Origin of the sequence: Haloarcula sp. Atlit-47R (assembly GCF_003665985.1) — an archaeon.
Classification (GTDB): domain Archaea; phylum Halobacteriota; class Halobacteria; order Halobacteriales; family Haloarculaceae; genus Haloarcula; species Haloarcula taiwanensis.
The window spans coordinates 859,832-875,285 of sequence record NZ_QPLQ01000002.1 but is presented as its reverse complement, the minus strand read 5'-3'; the positions used below and the strand labels follow the sequence as shown (position 1 = coordinate 875,285).

The window sequence follows — 15,454 nt, the reverse complement described above, 5'->3', positions numbered from 1 at the left end:
GACGAGCCTTCGTTCGCTTCGCTCACGAAGACGGGGAAGGGCAGGCGTGCCTGAGCAGAATACACAAATTTAGTGGCCGCTGTCGGTAAGCATACCGCGAGCGAAGCGAGCGGTTTCACGCGAATCGCGGCGCGATTCGCGCTTTTTTCATCGACGTTTTTTCCCCGGGGTTGAGCGCTCACCACCGGCGAGCGCGATGCCCCGGCGAAAAAAGGTCGTTGGTAAGTCTTATTCACGGCACTGGCGTACCCATTGGTGGCAGCGGGAGGCCGGCTCCCGTGGCGCAAGCCATGAGGAAAGTCCCCCCACCTGTCGGACAGGTGACCGGGCGCAAGCCCGGGGCGGGAGACCGTCGGCTCTGGAACAGCAACGACACGTCGTCGCCGGACCGATGAGGTGTGCGAATCCCGAGCGAGGCGACTCGTGCCCCACCAGACGGTGCGGCACGCCGCCAAAGCGAGGGAGAGGTAACCCACCGAGGGCAGTTGCGACCCGGTGACTCCGGGGCGCATTCCGTGGGCCGTCTCTGACGCCCCACGCTTCCGGCGACGGACCGATGGAACGGCGAAACCTCACCGGTGCAAGGCCGCGTCGACAGGTAGTCCGACGCTGCGCGCAAGCGCTGGACGTGGCCGCTCAGCCGAATGCTGGCCCGAACAGAAGGGGGCTTACTCCCCGCAGCCACACTACCTCGGTAGCGGCGGGTCCGATGGTTACAAGCCCGCGCCGGCCACATGCTGGAGTATGACTGCAGCCGACCTCATCGACGCCGTCCGTGACGACCAGCAGACGGAACTCTCCCGACTGGGCTCCTCGAAGACGCTCTATGCCGACACCCGCGGCGAGATGGACCCGGACGTGGTACTGGCGGCGGCGGCCGCCCGTGAGCAGGCGGCGCACGCAACCTTCGACGCTTGGAGCGACGACGACGCCGACGACGACGCGGCCGCGCTGTTTGCCGACGCGGCGGACGAGACGGCCGAGCGCGGTGACAGCACTGATGCCGAACCGGTCGACCGGACACCGGCGATGCACGACGTACTCGACGACCTCGATGGGACCGTCCAGCGCCTGGGCGGGTTCGTCGGCTGGTCGCTCGTCGACAAGAAAGTCAAAGAGCAGTACACCGGTTTCTTTACCGGGCAGGCGGACCCACAGACTGCGAGTACGTTCCGTAGCGCTGGCAGCGACGTGGTGGACCTCCGCGAGGACGCTGCCGACCTACTCGACGCAGTCTGTGAGAGCGACGACGACTGGGACGCCGCGGAGGCGGCCGCTATCGACGTTATTTCGACGGCCTACGACGAGTACTTCGAGACACTTGAAGACCTCGGCGTGAATCCGAAGCCGGTCTGCTAACTCTTTACGAACCACGCGGCTCAAGTCTATCCAGCCCGATATGTGGGTAATGAGCGACACCGGCGGCCCACTCTCTATCGACCGACCAGATGTCGACCGCGAGTTTCGTGTCGATGCCCCGTTCGACCCTGCGGGCGACCAGCCCGAGGCCATCGAACAGCTCGCGTCGGGCTTCCGGCAGGGAATGGACCGACAGACCTTGCTCGGTGTGACCGGTTCCGGGAAGACCAACACCGTCTCCTGGGTCGTCGAGGAGATCCAACAGCCCACGCTGGTCATCGCCCACAACAAGACCCTCGCGGCCCAACTGTACGAGGAGTTCCGAGAGCTGTTCCCGGACAACGCCGTCGAGTACTTCGTCTCTTACTACGACTACTACCAGCCCGAGGCCTACGTCGAACAGACGGACACGTTCATCGATAAGGATGCCTCCATTAACGACGAAATCGACCGCCTGCGCCACTCGGCGACGCGTTCGCTGTTGACCCGCGACGACGTGATCGTCGTTGCGTCGGTGTCGGCCATCTACGGCCTCGGTGACCCGCGCAACTACATCGACATGTCCCTCTCGCTGGAGGTCGGGCAGGAAATCGAGCGCGACGACCTCCTCGGTCGCCTGGTCGACCTGAACTACGAGCGCAACGACGTGGACTTCACGCAGGGAACCTTCCGCGTGCGCGGGGACACGCTCGAAATCTACCCGATGTACGGCCGCTACGCCCTGCGGGTGGAGTTCTGGGGCGACGAGATAGACCGGATGCTGAAGGTCGACCCGCTGGAAGGCGAGGTCAAAAGCGAGGAGCCGGCTGCGCTGATTCACCCGGCGGAGCACTACTCGATTCCTGAACAGCGACTCCAGCGGGCTATCGAGGAGATTGAGGAACTGCTGGACCAGCGCATCCGCTACTTCGAGCGCCAGGGCGACCACGTCGCCGCCCAGCGTATCGAGGAGCGGACCACCTTCGACATCGAGATGATGCAAGAGACGGGCTACTGTTCGGGCATCGAGAACTACTCGGTCCACCTCTCGGACCGCGAGACGGGCGAGGCTCCCTACACCCTGCTGGATTACTTCCCCGACGACTTCCTCACCGTCATCGACGAGTCCCACCAGACGCTCCCGCAGATTCGCGGCCAGTTCGAGGGCGACAAGAGCCGCAAGGAGAGCCTCGTCGAGAACGGCTTCCGCCTGCCGACGGCCTTCGACAACCGTCCGCTCACCTTCGAGGAGTTCGAGGAGAAGACCGACCAGACGCTGTACGTCTCCGCCACGCCCGGCGATTACGAGCGCGACCACAGCGACCAGGTCGTCGAACAGATCGTCCGCCCGACTCACCTCGTCGACCCGGCCGTCGAAATCGCCTCCGCGACGGGGCAGGTTGAGGACCTGCTCGAACGCATCGACGAGCGCGTCGAGCGCGACGAGCGGGTGCTGGTGACGACGCTGACAAAGCGGATGGCCGAGGACCTCACGGAGTACCTGGAGGAGTCCGGCGTCGACGTGGCCTACATGCACGACGAAACGGACACGCTGGAACGGCACGAACTCATCCGGTCGCTCCGGCTTGGCGACATCGACGTGCTGGTCGGCATCAATCTCCTGCGGGAGGGCCTGGACATCCCAGAGGTCTCCCTCGTCGCTATCCTCGACGCCGACCAGGAGGGCTTTCTCCGCTCGGAGACGACGCTCGTCCAGACGATGGGGCGCGCAGCTAGAAACGTCAACGGCGAAGTGGTGCTGTACGCCGACGAGCAGAGCAACGCCATGCAGTCGGCCATCGAGGAGACCCAGCGCCGCCGCCGCATCCAGCAGCAGTACAACGAGGAACACGGCTTCGAGCCGACCACCATCGAGAAGGAGGTCGGCGAGACGAACCTGCCGGGGAGCAAGACCGATACCGGCGGTATCTCCGGTGACGGGGCAAGCGACGCCGACGAGGCCGCCCGCCAGATCGAACAACTGGAGGAGCGAATGCAGGAAGCCGCGGACAATCTGGAGTTCGAACTGGCCGCGGACATCAGAGACCGCATCCGCGAGCTGCGCGAAGAGTTCGATCTCGACGGCGGCGACGACAGCGACGGCGTGCCGGCACCCGGGCCGGAGTTCTGACGGTCCGGTTCGGACCGCTCATCTGGGGAACCGGTTTGTACCCTGAAGTGAAATGGTACGTATCTCGATGACTGTCCCGTCGGAAGAGGCCATGCTCGACTCTATCCGTTCTCTGGGCGGCGGCATCTCGCCGTCCGGACTCGTCGTCGCTGGCATCGGTTTTTTTCTGACCCGATTCACGGTCACGCTGGCGGTCAGCGACGGCCCGGTGGCGTTCGTCTTCGGCGGTGTGTTGCCGCTGATGCTCGGTCTGGGGCTGTCTGCATTCGGTGTCGCCCTTGCCGTCGGCGAGTTCGAACGCGCCTTCGTGCGGACGGTCACGCTGTGGTGTCTCGCTGGCACTGGCGCGATGTTCGTCCTCGTTCTGGTGACGCTGGTCGGAAACGGCGGCATGGGGCCGCTGTCCGCCGGAGGGAGCCGGACGTATCTCTCAAACTTCCTCATCGGTGGCGGCGTCGGCGGGGCGCTCACCGGCGTCTACGCCGGTCGGTCGAACCGGCAGCGACACGAACTCGAACAGCAGGCCGCCAGGCTGGACCTGGTCAACCGCATCCTGCGTGACCGGGTGCTGAACGCGCTGACGGTCATCCGGGGCCGGGTCGAGATTGCGGAGTCGCGAAACGGTGTCGGCACGGCCGACGTCCTGCCGGTCATCGACGACCGGTCGGCCGGCGTCCAGCAGGTCGTCGAGAACATGAAACACATCACCCACGGCGGAGCCGACCTGTCGCTGGATGCCGTGCCTGTTGTCCCCTGTGTCGAGTCCGGCGTCGACACAGTCCGGGAGACGCACCCGTCGGCCGACTACGACCTTCAGGCCGACGTACCGCCGGACCTTCGAGTGCAGGGTAACACGATGCTCGATAGCCTCGTCGCGCATCTGGTCGAGAACGCGGTTGTCTACAATGACAGCGACACGCCCCACGTTGAGGTTGTGGTCACTGCTGCCGAGGACACTGTCACCATCAGCGTCAGCGACGACGGACCGGGGCTACCTGAGCGGCAACTCGACCTGCTGGACCGCGGCGAAATCGGCTCCTACGAGGACCGCTCGACTGGCTTCGGGCTGGACCTCGTTCGCTTGCTCGTCCGGAGCTACGGCGGGCAGACGGCGGCGACCGTTACGGACGGCGGAACGACAGTCACGCTGACGCTGCCGCGCGTTTCGGTCGAGGAGGGCGTCGTGAGGGCCACATCCGACGAGGTGCTGGAACTCTCACCGCGCCGTCTGGGCCTCGCCGTCGGAGCGTCGCTCGTCGCCGCCGTCGTCATGGGCGTCCCGATGCAGGCCCTCTCCGGTGGTGTCCCCGTCATCGGAGCGCTGTACGGCGTCCAGAACCCACTGGTCGGGTGGGTCACCCACGGCTTCCACAGCGTCGTCTTCGGACTGGTGTACGCCGCACTGGTCAGAACCGTGCCGGACCATTTCTCCGACAGACGCCGATACTACGGGGTCGCCCTCGGCTGGTCGGTCACGCTCTGGCTCGTGGCAGCCGGGATCGTCATGCCGGTGTGGCTCTCACTTGTTGGTATCGAGGCGAGCCTCCCGAATCTCACCGCGACGGCACTCCTGTCTCACCTCCTCTGGGGCGGGTCCCTGGCCGCGCTCTACCGCTACGGCTGCCGTGTCTGGCCTCCCTGACCCGCGGACGCGACCAACGCCAGTCGCCGAACCCTGCTATCATCTGCATTTGGACTAATACAACCAAAATTGTTTTACGCGCTACTGTAGTTGTATAGCGTGATGTCCCGCGTCTCGCTCCCACACGATGCGAAGGCCGGTCCCACCAAACCGGAGGTCCGGGCCGTCCTCGCCAGCAAACTCGCTCTCACCGGGTCCGACCACTTCGCGGAGGTCGGTTCCTGTACCGGTGCCGTCACCATCACGGCGGCGCGCCGGGCCGGGCGGGTCACTGCGCTCGAACGCAAGGGGAATCGACTCGACGTGACTCGCAAGAACCTCGCCGCCAACGACGTCGACGCCGACGTCGAACTCCGCGAGGCAGAGGCCCCGGAGGGGCTGCCCGACGACGCCGACGCCCTCTTCCTGGGCGGGTCGCGCAACTACGAGGCCGTCCTCGACCACGCGGTCGAGACCGGCGTCGATCGAATCGTGATGAACGTCTCGCGGCTCGAAGTCGCCGGCGCGGCGACGGAGGCCTTCCGCGAGCGCGACATCTTAGAGGAGGTCGTCCAGTTCCAGGTGAGCCACGGCTACGAACTCGCCGGCGCGACGAGCTTCGACTCGGAGAACCCCGTGTATATGCTCGTCGGCAGCGCCAGCGAGGACGTGGCCGCTGACGGCGCAGGCGGACCGAGTGACGCCGAGACGGCCGACGGAGGGGCGCGATGACCCTCTACGGCATCGGTCTCGGCCCCGGCCAGCCGGACCTCGTGACGGTCCGGGGCAAGCGCGCGCTCGAATCGGCCGACGTGGTGTACTCGCCGGGGCGGCTCTCGCGGTCGGTCGCGACCGAGCACGTCCCCGAGGAGCGCATCGGCGACCTCGACTTCCCGATGACACGCGACGAGGAGAAGCTCCGGGCGGCTTGGAAGGACGCCGCCGCCGAGATCGCGCCGACGGCCCGCGATGGCGACGCCGCCTTCGTCACGCTGGGGGACCCGAACGTCTACTCGACGTTCGGCCACCTCCGGCGGACCCTCGCCGCCTTCCACCCCGAGGTCGACCTCGAAGTGGTGCCCGGCGTCAGCGCCATGTCGGCGTTTGCGACGGCGCTGGGCGTCGAAATCACCGCCGGCTCCAGCCTGGCCCTGCGAGAGGCCGACCGCGGCGCGTCCCCGACCGGCCCCGACCGGATGATTCTGTTCAAGGTGACCGACGCGCCGGCCACCCACGAGGGGCTGGTCGAGGCCGGCTACGACGTGGTCTACGGCCGCCGGCTGTTCATGGAACAGGGCGAGACGGTCGTCACCGACGACCCGACCGACATCGACGAGCGAGACTACTACACGCTGGCCTACGCCGAGAAGCCCGAGACCCGCGTCGAGCAGGCGACCGACGCCTTCCTCGAAGCGGCCGACGAGAGCGGGGTCGTGACCGACGGCGGCGAAAACGGGTCTGAGGCGGTAGTGCGACAGGAGCGCTCTGAAGCCGCCCTTTGCGGCGACGAGGTGCAGCATGACTGACGAGACTGGTGAGACGGACCCACAGACGGCGATTGACTCCGTCGCCGGGAACCGAGACGACCGCGTGTACGAGTACAGTGCCGGCGACGAGCAGGAGGGCATCCCCTTCGTCGGGGCCGGCCCGGGCAACCCTCGATTGTTGACCGTCGCCGGCCGCGAACTGCTGGCCGACGCCGACCTCGTGGTCCACGCCGGCTCGCTCGTCAACAGCGAACTGCTGGAGGAGTACTGCGACGACGCCGAGACGGTCTCCTCTATCGGCAAGGACTTGGAGGAGCTGATTCCGCTGATGCGGGACGCCTACGAGGCCGGCGACACCGTCGTTCGCCTCCACAGCGGCGATCCCGCCATCTACGGGGCCGCGCTGGAGCAGATGGACGCACTGGAACACGAGGGCGTTCCGACCTACATCGTCCCCGGTGTCACCTCTGCCTTTGCCGCCAGCGCAACGATGCGCACGCAGTTGACGCTGAACGAGGTCGCCAACCACGTCGCCTTCACTCGCCCGCAGGGCAAGACGCTGGACGAAGACGAGGACCACATCTCTGAGTTCGTCGGCATGGGCGACGTGACGACGTGCATCTATCTGGGGACCCACGCCGTCAGCGAGACCATGGACCGCCTGCTCGAAGACGGCCACGACCCCGAAACCCCGGTAGCGGCTATCTACCACGCATCCTGGCCCGACGAGGACGTCATCGAGGGGACCATCGAGACCATCGGCGAGAAACTGGAAGACGCCGGCTATCGCGCCTCGGCGATGGTCGTTATTGGGGATGCTGTCGGCGGCGAGGACTACGAGCGCTCCTTCCTCTACGGCGACTGGGCCAACCGGGGGAGCGATGCGGATTCACAGGAGGCTGACGACTGATGAGCACTGACACAGACAACGAATCCAGTTCGAACAGTTGCAAAGCACCCGATTCAGACGGCGAAGTAGCCGAAGACATCGCCATCGTCGCCTTCGAGCGGAAGATGGACACCGCCGAAGATATCGTCGACGGCATCGGCGACCGCTACGAGTCTATCGACATCCTCGAATACCACGGCGACGTCTTCGAGGAGCACTGGGGCGAGTACGACTGCTTCATCGGCCTGATGGCGAGCGGTATCGCGATGCGTAAGACCGCACATCTGCTCGACGACAAGTGGGACGACCCCGCAATCTGTGTGGTCGACGAGGAACTCACCTGGGCCATCCCCATCACCGGCGGCCACCACGGCGCAAATCAGGTCGCCGACGACCTCGCAAGCATGGGCGCGGTGCCGGCGATGACGACCGCAAGCGAGGCTGCCGACAAGCAGGGCGTCGAGAAGCAGGCGAAAGCGCTCGATGCCCACGTCGTCAACGGCGACTCGACCGTTGCGACGAACCTCGCCGTGCTGGACGACGAACTCGGCCCCGTCGAGCGCCTCGACGGGCCGAAGGCCGTGCTGGTCGACGACGACGTGACTGTCCTGAAGCGCAACAAAGACGACGGCGTCGTGCTCGGCTGTGGCAGCGTCGCCGGCGCTGATGTCGAGCAGTTCCACGCAGCCTGGGAACAGGCGCTGAACGAGGCCGACCTCGACCGCGGGGACGTGGAGTTCGTCGCAACGGGCACCCGGAAAGCCGACGAGGAAGGCATGCTCGCCGCTGCCGAAGAGTGGGGGCTGGGCGTCATCGCCTTCGAGAAGGAGACTCTGGAGGAGTTCGAGGGACCGACGCCCTCCCGGTCGAAGGAACTCATCGGCTGGCCGGGCATCGCCGAGGCGTCGGCTATCGCCGCCGGTCGCGACCACGACCTGCTGGCCGAGAAGACCCGCTACGACGAGGCCGTGACCGTCGCTATCGGGGAATAGAGTCCCTTCCCTTCCGAGAATTGGTTTTTAGTTCCGATTTTCCGTCGCCGAGCGACTGCTGAACTATCTCTGGCGGCGACTGTACGACTGTTCCGAGTTCCTGTCTCCGTACAACTCTCAACTTATTTATTATGTGCACCTGTGGTGATAAATGGCGCATGACAACACTACTCGAAGACAAGACGGCGGTCGTCACGGGCGGCGCGAGCGGGTTCGGCCGGGCCATCTGCCGACGGTACGCGGAGCACGGTGCTGACATCATTGTCGCGGACCTGCAGGAGGCACCCCGTGAGGGCGGCGGACCGACACACGAACTGGTCAACGCTGAGACCGACCGCGAAGCGCACTTCGTCGAATGTGACGTGACGAACCCCGACGATCTGGAGGTAGCCGTCGCTGCGGCCGAGGAGCTGGGCGGTATCGACATCATGGTCAACAACGCCGGTATCTCCGAGATAGCGGACTTCTACGAGACCACGGAGGAGGACTACGACCGGCTGATGGACGTGAACACGAAAGGCGTGTTCTTCGGCGCGCAGGTCGCGACCGAGGCGATGCGGGAGAACGGCGGCGGCACTGTCATCAATATGTCCAGCTCCGGCGGCATCCGCGGCACCGGCCTGCTGGTCAACTACTGTACTTCGAAGGGCGCGGTCCGACTGTTTACCTACGCACTCGCGGATCGTCTGAGTAACTACGACATCCGAGTCAACGCTATCCACCCGGGCTACAGCAAGACCCAGATGTTCGAGGACGAGCGCATCGACGACACGACGAAGATGATGCTGAAGGAACTCATCCCCTCAGGTCGCTTCGGCGAACCCGAAGAGATCGCCGACGTGGCGACGTTCCTTGCCAGCGATATGGCCTCCTACGTCAACGGCGAGAGCCTCGTCGTCGACGGAGGGCTGTCGAACACCTGACCGCGGGGGTATCGAACTGTTTCCGGCGTGAGTCACCGACGTGAGTGTGATTGGACAGCCACTGTTTTCGACGCTTCTGTGACTCGGGTACAACCAAACTACTTCCTCTCAACACATACGATTGAACTAGTACAAGCAAAATTGTTTTATGCGAAAGCGGCGTTGTACTCACCATGCGCCACAGTATCGAGATTCGACCGGCTGCCCTCGGAGACCGAGGATGAGTAGCGACGGACGCCAGTCGACAGCGGCCGCGGCTGAGGCGACGCGTCCAGCCGACTACGGGACGCTGTACGTGGTCGGTATCGGGCCGGGGCTCCCCCACGACATGACCCAGCGGGCGAAAGACGTTATCCAGACCGCTGACTGTATCATCGCCTCGAACCTCTATCAGGAGTTCCTCCGGAAGGACGGCACGCTCCCGCCCCAATCGGCTGAACTCGACGGCGAAACCGACGACGGCGCGGTCGCCGACGAGGAGGGAACCGTGCTGGAGCGGCCCGACGGCAGCCGCCAGACCCTCATCCGGTCGTCGATGGGCAAGCAGGTCGAACTCGCCCGCGAGGCCTTCGAGCGGGTCCGGGCCGGCGAGGACATCGCCCACGTCTCCGGGGGCGACCCGAACGTCTACGGGAAGTCCGACCTCCTCTTTACGATGGCCGACGCCGACGACGCTGACGACGTGCCAATCGAGATCGTCCCCGGCGTGACCGCGGCGCTGTCGGGCGCGGCCAACCTCGGCGCGCCGCTGTCGAACGATTTCTGTACCATCTCGCTGTCGGACAAGTGGCGCGGCTGGGACGAGATTGAGGAGAAGCTGCGCGCGGCCGCAATCAGCGGCTTCGTCGTGGTGCTCTACAACTGTTGGCGCGACTACGAGCGAGCCGTCGATGTTCTGCGGGAGGAACGGGCCGACGACGTGCCTGCCGCCATCGTCAACGACTCCGGCCGCGGCGAGGCCGGGCGCAATCTCGACGACGAGACGGAGACGATTACGACGCTCGGCGACCTGCCCGACCACGACGACAAGGTCGGTGGCATGGGTTCGTCTATCGTCGTCGGTACCCACGAGACCGAAGTCTGGCGCAACGACTACCAAGAATTCCTCGTCACCCCGCGTGGCGGGCGTGACGTCGACGACTTCTGACAATGAGCACTGACAATACTACCGACGCAAGTACCGAGACAGAATCGAAGTGCGGGGCAAGCGAGGCGAGTTCGTCCACAGAAACGACACCGGACACGGGCGACGATACGGCCTCGAAGTGCGGGGCCTCGTCGTCCACGTCCTCGTCGTCCAGCAGCAGTTCCTGCGGCGCGTCCTCCTCCAGCGACTCGGACGAGGAGGAGGTCGGCGCGACGGTCGACGACTTCGACGCCGAGCCGGGCCAACTCATCGCCGTCGGCCTCGGCCCCGGCCAGCCGGAGGGGATGACCGCCCGCGCCCGGTCCGCTCTCATGGACGCCGAGCACATCGTCGGCTACACGACCTACGTCGAACTGCTTCCCGACGAGGTGACCGACGCCGCGGAGGACATCTACAACACGCCGATGTGCGGTGAAGTGTCTCGAACGGAAGAGGCAATCGACCGCGCGCTGGCGGGCAACGACGTCGCCATCATCGGCAGCGGCGACCCGAACGTCTACGCGCTGGCGGGCCTCGCGCTGGAGATAATCGAATCTAAGGGCGCGACGGCGACGATGCTCGACTTCGACGTGGTGCCGGGCGTCCCGGCGGCCCAGTCCTGTGCGGCCCGCGTCGGCGCGCCGCTGGTCAACGACACCGTCTCCATCTCGCTGTCGGACCACCTCACCGACATGCCGACCATCGAATCGCGGCTCCACGCCGCCGCCAAGGAGGGCTTCACCATCACCATCTACAACCCGTGGAGTCGCAAGCGCCGGGACAACTACGAGAAGTGCTGTGAAATTCTGCTGGAGCACCGCGACCCCGAGACGCCGGTCGGCGTCGTCCACGCCGCCGGCCGAGAGGACGAGCAGGTCGAAATCGTCGAACTCGGCGAACTGCCCGAACTCGGCGAAACTGACCTCGTGGACATGACCACTACGCTGCTCGTGGGCAACGAGGACACCTACGTCTGGGACGACCGGATGGTGACCCCGCGGGGCTACGAAACCAAGTACGACTACTGATGTACCGAATCACTATCGACCGCAAGGCCTGCGACGGCGTGTTCGCCTGTCTCGTCCGTGACGCCCGCTTCGTCGAGGATAGCGAGGGACTGGCGGCTATCGAGACGGACGACCAGACGGCAATCGAGGCCACCTTCGACGACGACCGGCGGGACGATGCCGAGCAGGCCGCTGCGGCCTGTCCGCTCGATGCGATTCACGTGGAATCCGTCGAGGAGGACGCCGGGGCCGCCGATACACCTGCCGCCACCGACCACGAGGAGGTCCAGCCATGAGCGTCGAAACGGGTGCGCCAAACGATATGCTCGCAGCCCACCCCGAGACGGCGTACTTCTGGGGTCGGGTCACCGGCGACGGCGAGTGCGAGGACAGCTGTATCACCGTCCGGACGAACGACGAAACGGCCGCTCGGCGGCTCGCTTCCATCGCTGGTGCGGAGCGAGCCGACCGCCGCATCGTCGAGCGGGCGTATGCCCACGACACCTCGATTACCCGTCAGGAGGAGGAGTTCACCGTCCAAGTCGTCGGCGGGCTGGCCGACCGCGCCAGCGCGGCGCTTGGCCTGCCGTTCGAGGGCGACTCGGGCGGCTACCGCTTCGACGCGCTAGCCGACTACGACCGGCAACTCCTCCGGGGGCTGCTCGAAGGCTGTGGCACGGTCTGTTTCAAGTCCGACGACGACGCCGTCGGCATCTCCTTTGTCCACGAAGACGAGCGACTCCTCCGGACGATACAGACGCTGCTCGACCGCTGTCCGGTCGACGCGCCCTACGATGACCTCTCGGAAACGTCCTCAGGCTACTGGTTCGGCGTGGACGACGACGCGGCACCTGCCCTCGGCGACTGGCTGTACGAGGGTAGCGAGGAGACGGGGCTGTTCGCGCCCAGCCGGCGGCGCAAGCTCCGGAAGAGTATCGAACGAGTCCGATGAGCGAAGCCATCAGCGCGCCGGAGACGCTGGACGACGAGGCGGTCCTGCTCGTCGGCCACGGCTCCCGGCGCGAGAAGTCCAACGAACAGGTCCGCGACCTCGCGGTCGAACTGGAAGGGCGACTCGGCCTCCCCGTCGACGCGGCCTTCCTCGAACTCGCGGAGCCGGCCATCGACGAGGCCATCGCGGGGCTGGCCGGGGCGGTCTCGGAAGTGTCGGTGGTCCACCTCTCGCTATTCGCCGCCAGTCACGTCAAAAACGACGTGCCCCTGGCCGTCGAGCAGGCCCGCGAGGCCCACCCCGAACTGACCATCAACAACGGCGCACACCTGGGCGTCCACCCGGCGCTGCTTGACCTGCTGGACGATCGCGCGGCGGCCGTCGAGGCCGAACTGGGCGTCGACCGCGAAGACGACGACGTGGCCGTCGTGGTCTGTGCCCGCGGCTCCAGCGACCCGGACGCCAACGCCGACGTACACAAGCTCGCCCGCCTGCTGTACGAGGGCCGCGAGTTCTCGCGGGTCGAGGCGTCGTTCATCGGCGTCACCGAGCCGCTACTGGACGAGACGCTGCACGACATCGCCAAGAGCCGGCCCGACGCCGTCGTCGTCGTGCCGTACATGCTCGGCGACGGCGTGCTGACCGGCCGTATCAAGGACGGCGCACGCGAGTTCGACGAGGAGTATCCCTATGTCGACGCCGCTCCCGGCGAACCGCTGGGGACCGACACGCGCCTGCTGGACGTGCTCGGCGACCGCTGGCAGGAAGCCCGCACGGGAAGCGTCGAGATGTCCTGTGACACCTGCAAGTACAAGGTCGAGCTCGACGGCTACGAGGAGGACCAGGGCGGCGCTCGCGCGATGCTCCGGGCGCTGACCCACCAGGCCGAACACGCCGACCGCGAGAACGTCGACGACGACCCGCACGTCCACGACGCCCCCGAGAAACACGTCGCCGTTTGCACGAACCAGACCTGCGCACAGGACGGCGCGCCGGCGGTCCTCGAACGGCTCCGTCAGGCCGCCCGCGACAGCGACCAGTGTGACGCCCGCATCACGCGGTCGTCGTGTCTCGGCCGCTGTGGCGAGGGACCGATGGTCGCCGTCTATCCCGACGGCGTCTGGTACGGCGGTGTCGAAGACGAGGACGCCGCCGACATCGTTTCCTCGCATCTGGACCGCGACCGCATCGTAAGCGAACTTGTCGACCAGACGCTTTGAGACTTACAACACTACTACATCCATGAGCTGCTACGAAATCGAGGCCCTCCGACTGGGCCTCATGAACGTCCTCGGTACCGAAGACGACCACGCCCGCCAGCACGCCGAACAGGAGCTGGAGGGCCACATGACCGGCCCCATCGAGGCCCTCGCGGGCGCGGAGACGCTGGCCGCCATCGAGCGCCACCTCGACGCCGCACTCGTGGACCTTGAAGAAGAGATCGCCGCGACTGATGAGGACGACCCCGAATACGACTACCTCCGGGGTCGACTCGTCGCCGTCCGCGACGCCGAGCGGGCGGTGTCGCGCATCACCATGCAGGGCGAGGATGTCCTCGCCGGACTCGGTGAGGCCCACGACGTGCTCCACGAGGCCTTCCCGGTCGATGAGTAGCCAGCGCACCCCGACCGTCGACCTCGGGGACGTGACACCGGCCCGCTCGCGGCATCAGGGCCGCCGCTCGGCGGTCACGCTGACGAATGGCTTCGCGGTCGTCGGCACCGCTGACGGGGACCTGCAGGCGTTCGACGCCGCGAGCGATGGCCCGCCACACCGGCGCTGGCAGTACGACACGGACGGCGAACCGAGCGTCGTCTCGGCGGTGCCCTTCGACGGCGGTGTCGTCGTCGGCGAACGCAGCGCCCGCGGCGAAATCCGCTGTCACGATGCCGACGGAAACCTGCGCTGGCGCTACGAAACCAGAACAGACCTGGGCGAGGCGCAGCAGGAGACGCGCTTCCTGCTCCCCTTCGTGGCCAGCCTCGCCACCGACGGCGACCGCTGCTACGCTGCCGCCCGGCGGTACGAGCGTCGCACCGACGACGACGGAACCGACCTGCGCCACTTCGAGAGCGTCGTCTACGCCTTCGGACCTGACGGAACCGTCGACTGGATGTACCGAACCGACGGCTCCCCCATCTCGCTCGACGCCGACGAGAACCGCGTCGCTGTCGCATACAACCGGTGTCCCGGAGACCACCAGCACGGCCTCGTCGTACTCGACGCCGACGACGGCAACCCGGGCTGGATGTGGGACCCCGGGACCGACGGCCAGCGCCGCATCGGCGATGTCGCGCTGCTTGACGAGGGCGCTGTCGTCTCCAGCCACGGCGACTACTGTGGCTACCGGCTCGACAGCGGCGGTCGGGAACGATGGCGCGTTCCGCTGGCGACGCCGACCGACGTGGCCGGCGACACCGTCTACGCGTACCCGAACCACGTCCACGCGACTGACGGGGGCGCGGTGTTCGTCACCGGTAACACCTACCCCGAGGACGGCCGCGAGACGGACGCCCGCCACCCGAACGAGCACACCGCCGTTGGTCTCTCACTCGACGGCGACCGCCGCTGGGACGCGCCCGTGGGCGGTTTCGCCAGCGGGCTGGGGACTGACGGCTCGCTACTGGCTGTTCCCGGCGCGCAGAACTTCCGGGACCGCGACGCCGACGACCACGCGCTTCGGCTGTTCGATGTCACAGACGGCCCTGTCGACACGCTGGACACTGACGGCGTCGTGACGGCGGCGGCAGTCTCCGACGGAACCGCCGTCGCCGTCGAGGAGCCGGTCGTCTACCACGACGAGGGCCGCGAGCGCGGCGCGTATCGGTTGCATCGAGTCGGGCTAGCACAGCCCTGTCGCTGACGCGCTGACGTCCCACTCTGGACCGGGAGCGGTCTGTCAGACTGCTTTTTACGTCGACGTGCTGTCCCCGGTTTGGCTCCGATTACTGTGTTATGTGGTGTCAAACTAACCATTCGCCAGTCGTA

The 15,454-nt window shown here is 66.4% G+C and carries 15 protein-coding genes and 1 other RNA gene; all 16 read left to right on the top strand.

The genetic code is table 11. From position 1 onward, the window contains the following. Positions 1-257 precede the first annotated feature (257 nt). The 16 genes from rnpB to DVK00_RS12090 all read left to right on the top strand — a co-directional run bounded on the left by rnpB (position 258) and on the right by DVK00_RS12090 (position 15,329). Positions 258-683: RNase P RNA component (gene rnpB, locus DVK00_RS12165), an RNA gene on the top strand. Positions 684-744: 61 nt separating this feature from the next. Further along, positions 745-1,359: a rubrerythrin family protein gene (locus DVK00_RS12160; RefSeq protein WP_121536191.1), complete on the top strand. Its 615-nt coding sequence runs from the start codon at positions 745-747 to the stop codon at positions 1,357-1,359. Positions 1,360-1,408: 49 nt separating this feature from the next. Beyond that, the gene (gene uvrB, locus DVK00_RS12155) at positions 1,409-3,469 is read left to right on the top strand and encodes an excinuclease ABC subunit UvrB (protein WP_101349033.1); all 2,061 of its coding nucleotides are present in this window, start codon (positions 1,409-1,411) and stop codon (positions 3,467-3,469) included. A gap of 67 nt (positions 3,470-3,536) precedes the next feature. After that, complete coding sequence (locus tag DVK00_RS12150; RefSeq protein ID WP_233560789.1) at positions 3,537-5,111, top strand: ATP-binding protein; 1,575 nt, start codon at positions 3,537-3,539, stop codon at positions 5,109-5,111. 102 nt (positions 5,112-5,213) lie between these two features. Next, entirely contained in the window at positions 5,214-5,822 is a 609-nt protein-coding gene (gene cbiT / locus DVK00_RS12145) for a precorrin-6Y C5,15-methyltransferase (decarboxylating) subunit CbiT (RefSeq protein WP_101349034.1), read from the top strand. Then, entirely contained in the window at positions 5,819-6,616 is a 798-nt protein-coding gene (locus tag DVK00_RS12140) for a cobalt-factor II C(20)-methyltransferase (protein ID WP_121577767.1), read from the top strand. Before cbiT ends, DVK00_RS12140 begins: the two co-directional genes overlap by 4 nt. Then, the gene (locus DVK00_RS12135; protein WP_101349036.1) at positions 6,609-7,487 is read left to right on the top strand and encodes a cobalt-precorrin-4/precorrin-4 C(11)-methyltransferase; all 879 of its coding nucleotides are present in this window, start codon (positions 6,609-6,611) and stop codon (positions 7,485-7,487) included. The genes DVK00_RS12140 and DVK00_RS12135 overlap by 8 nt, the downstream gene beginning before the upstream one ends. Beyond that, entirely contained in the window at positions 7,487-8,458 is a 972-nt protein-coding gene (gene cbiG / locus DVK00_RS12130) for a cobalt-precorrin 5A hydrolase (protein WP_121577766.1), read from the top strand. Before DVK00_RS12135 ends, cbiG begins: the two co-directional genes overlap by 1 nt. Positions 8,459-8,616: 158 nt before the next feature. Continuing rightward, on the top strand, positions 8,617-9,381 hold the full coding sequence (locus tag DVK00_RS12125; protein ID WP_101349038.1) for an SDR family oxidoreductase: 765 nt from the start codon (positions 8,617-8,619) through the stop codon (positions 9,379-9,381). Positions 9,382-9,601: 220 nt separating this feature from the next. After that, complete coding sequence (locus tag DVK00_RS12120; RefSeq protein WP_101349039.1) at positions 9,602-10,528, top strand: precorrin-3B C(17)-methyltransferase; 927 nt, start codon at positions 9,602-9,604, stop codon at positions 10,526-10,528. Between the two features lie 2 nt (positions 10,529-10,530). Continuing rightward, positions 10,531-11,535 (top strand): precorrin-3B C(17)-methyltransferase, encoded by a 1,005-nt coding sequence (cobJ, locus tag DVK00_RS12115; protein WP_101349040.1) that lies wholly within the window; start codon positions 10,531-10,533, stop codon positions 11,533-11,535. Continuing rightward, entirely contained in the window at positions 11,535-11,810 is a 276-nt protein-coding gene (locus DVK00_RS12110) for a ferredoxin (protein WP_101349041.1), read from the top strand. Before cobJ ends, DVK00_RS12110 begins: the two co-directional genes overlap by 1 nt. Beyond that, entirely contained in the window at positions 11,807-12,466 is a 660-nt protein-coding gene (locus tag DVK00_RS12105) for a cobalamin biosynthesis protein (RefSeq protein WP_101349042.1), read from the top strand. The genes DVK00_RS12110 and DVK00_RS12105 overlap by 4 nt, the downstream gene beginning before the upstream one ends. Continuing rightward, a complete protein-coding gene (locus tag DVK00_RS12100; RefSeq protein WP_121536195.1) occupies positions 12,463-13,686 on the top strand; it encodes a CbiX/SirB N-terminal domain-containing protein in 1,224 nt (407 codons plus the stop codon). The genes DVK00_RS12105 and DVK00_RS12100 overlap by 4 nt, the downstream gene beginning before the upstream one ends. 22 nt (positions 13,687-13,708) lie before the next feature. After that, a complete protein-coding gene (locus DVK00_RS12095) occupies positions 13,709-14,080 on the top strand; it encodes a DUF3209 family protein (protein WP_053966592.1) in 372 nt (123 codons plus the stop codon). Further along, positions 14,073-15,329 carry a PQQ-binding-like beta-propeller repeat protein gene (locus tag DVK00_RS12090; protein WP_121536197.1) on the top strand — a complete coding sequence of 419 codons (1,257 nt, stop codon included), beginning with the start codon at positions 14,073-14,075 and terminating at the stop codon, positions 15,327-15,329. Before DVK00_RS12095 ends, DVK00_RS12090 begins: the two co-directional genes overlap by 8 nt. Positions 15,330-15,454 lie beyond the last annotated feature (125 nt).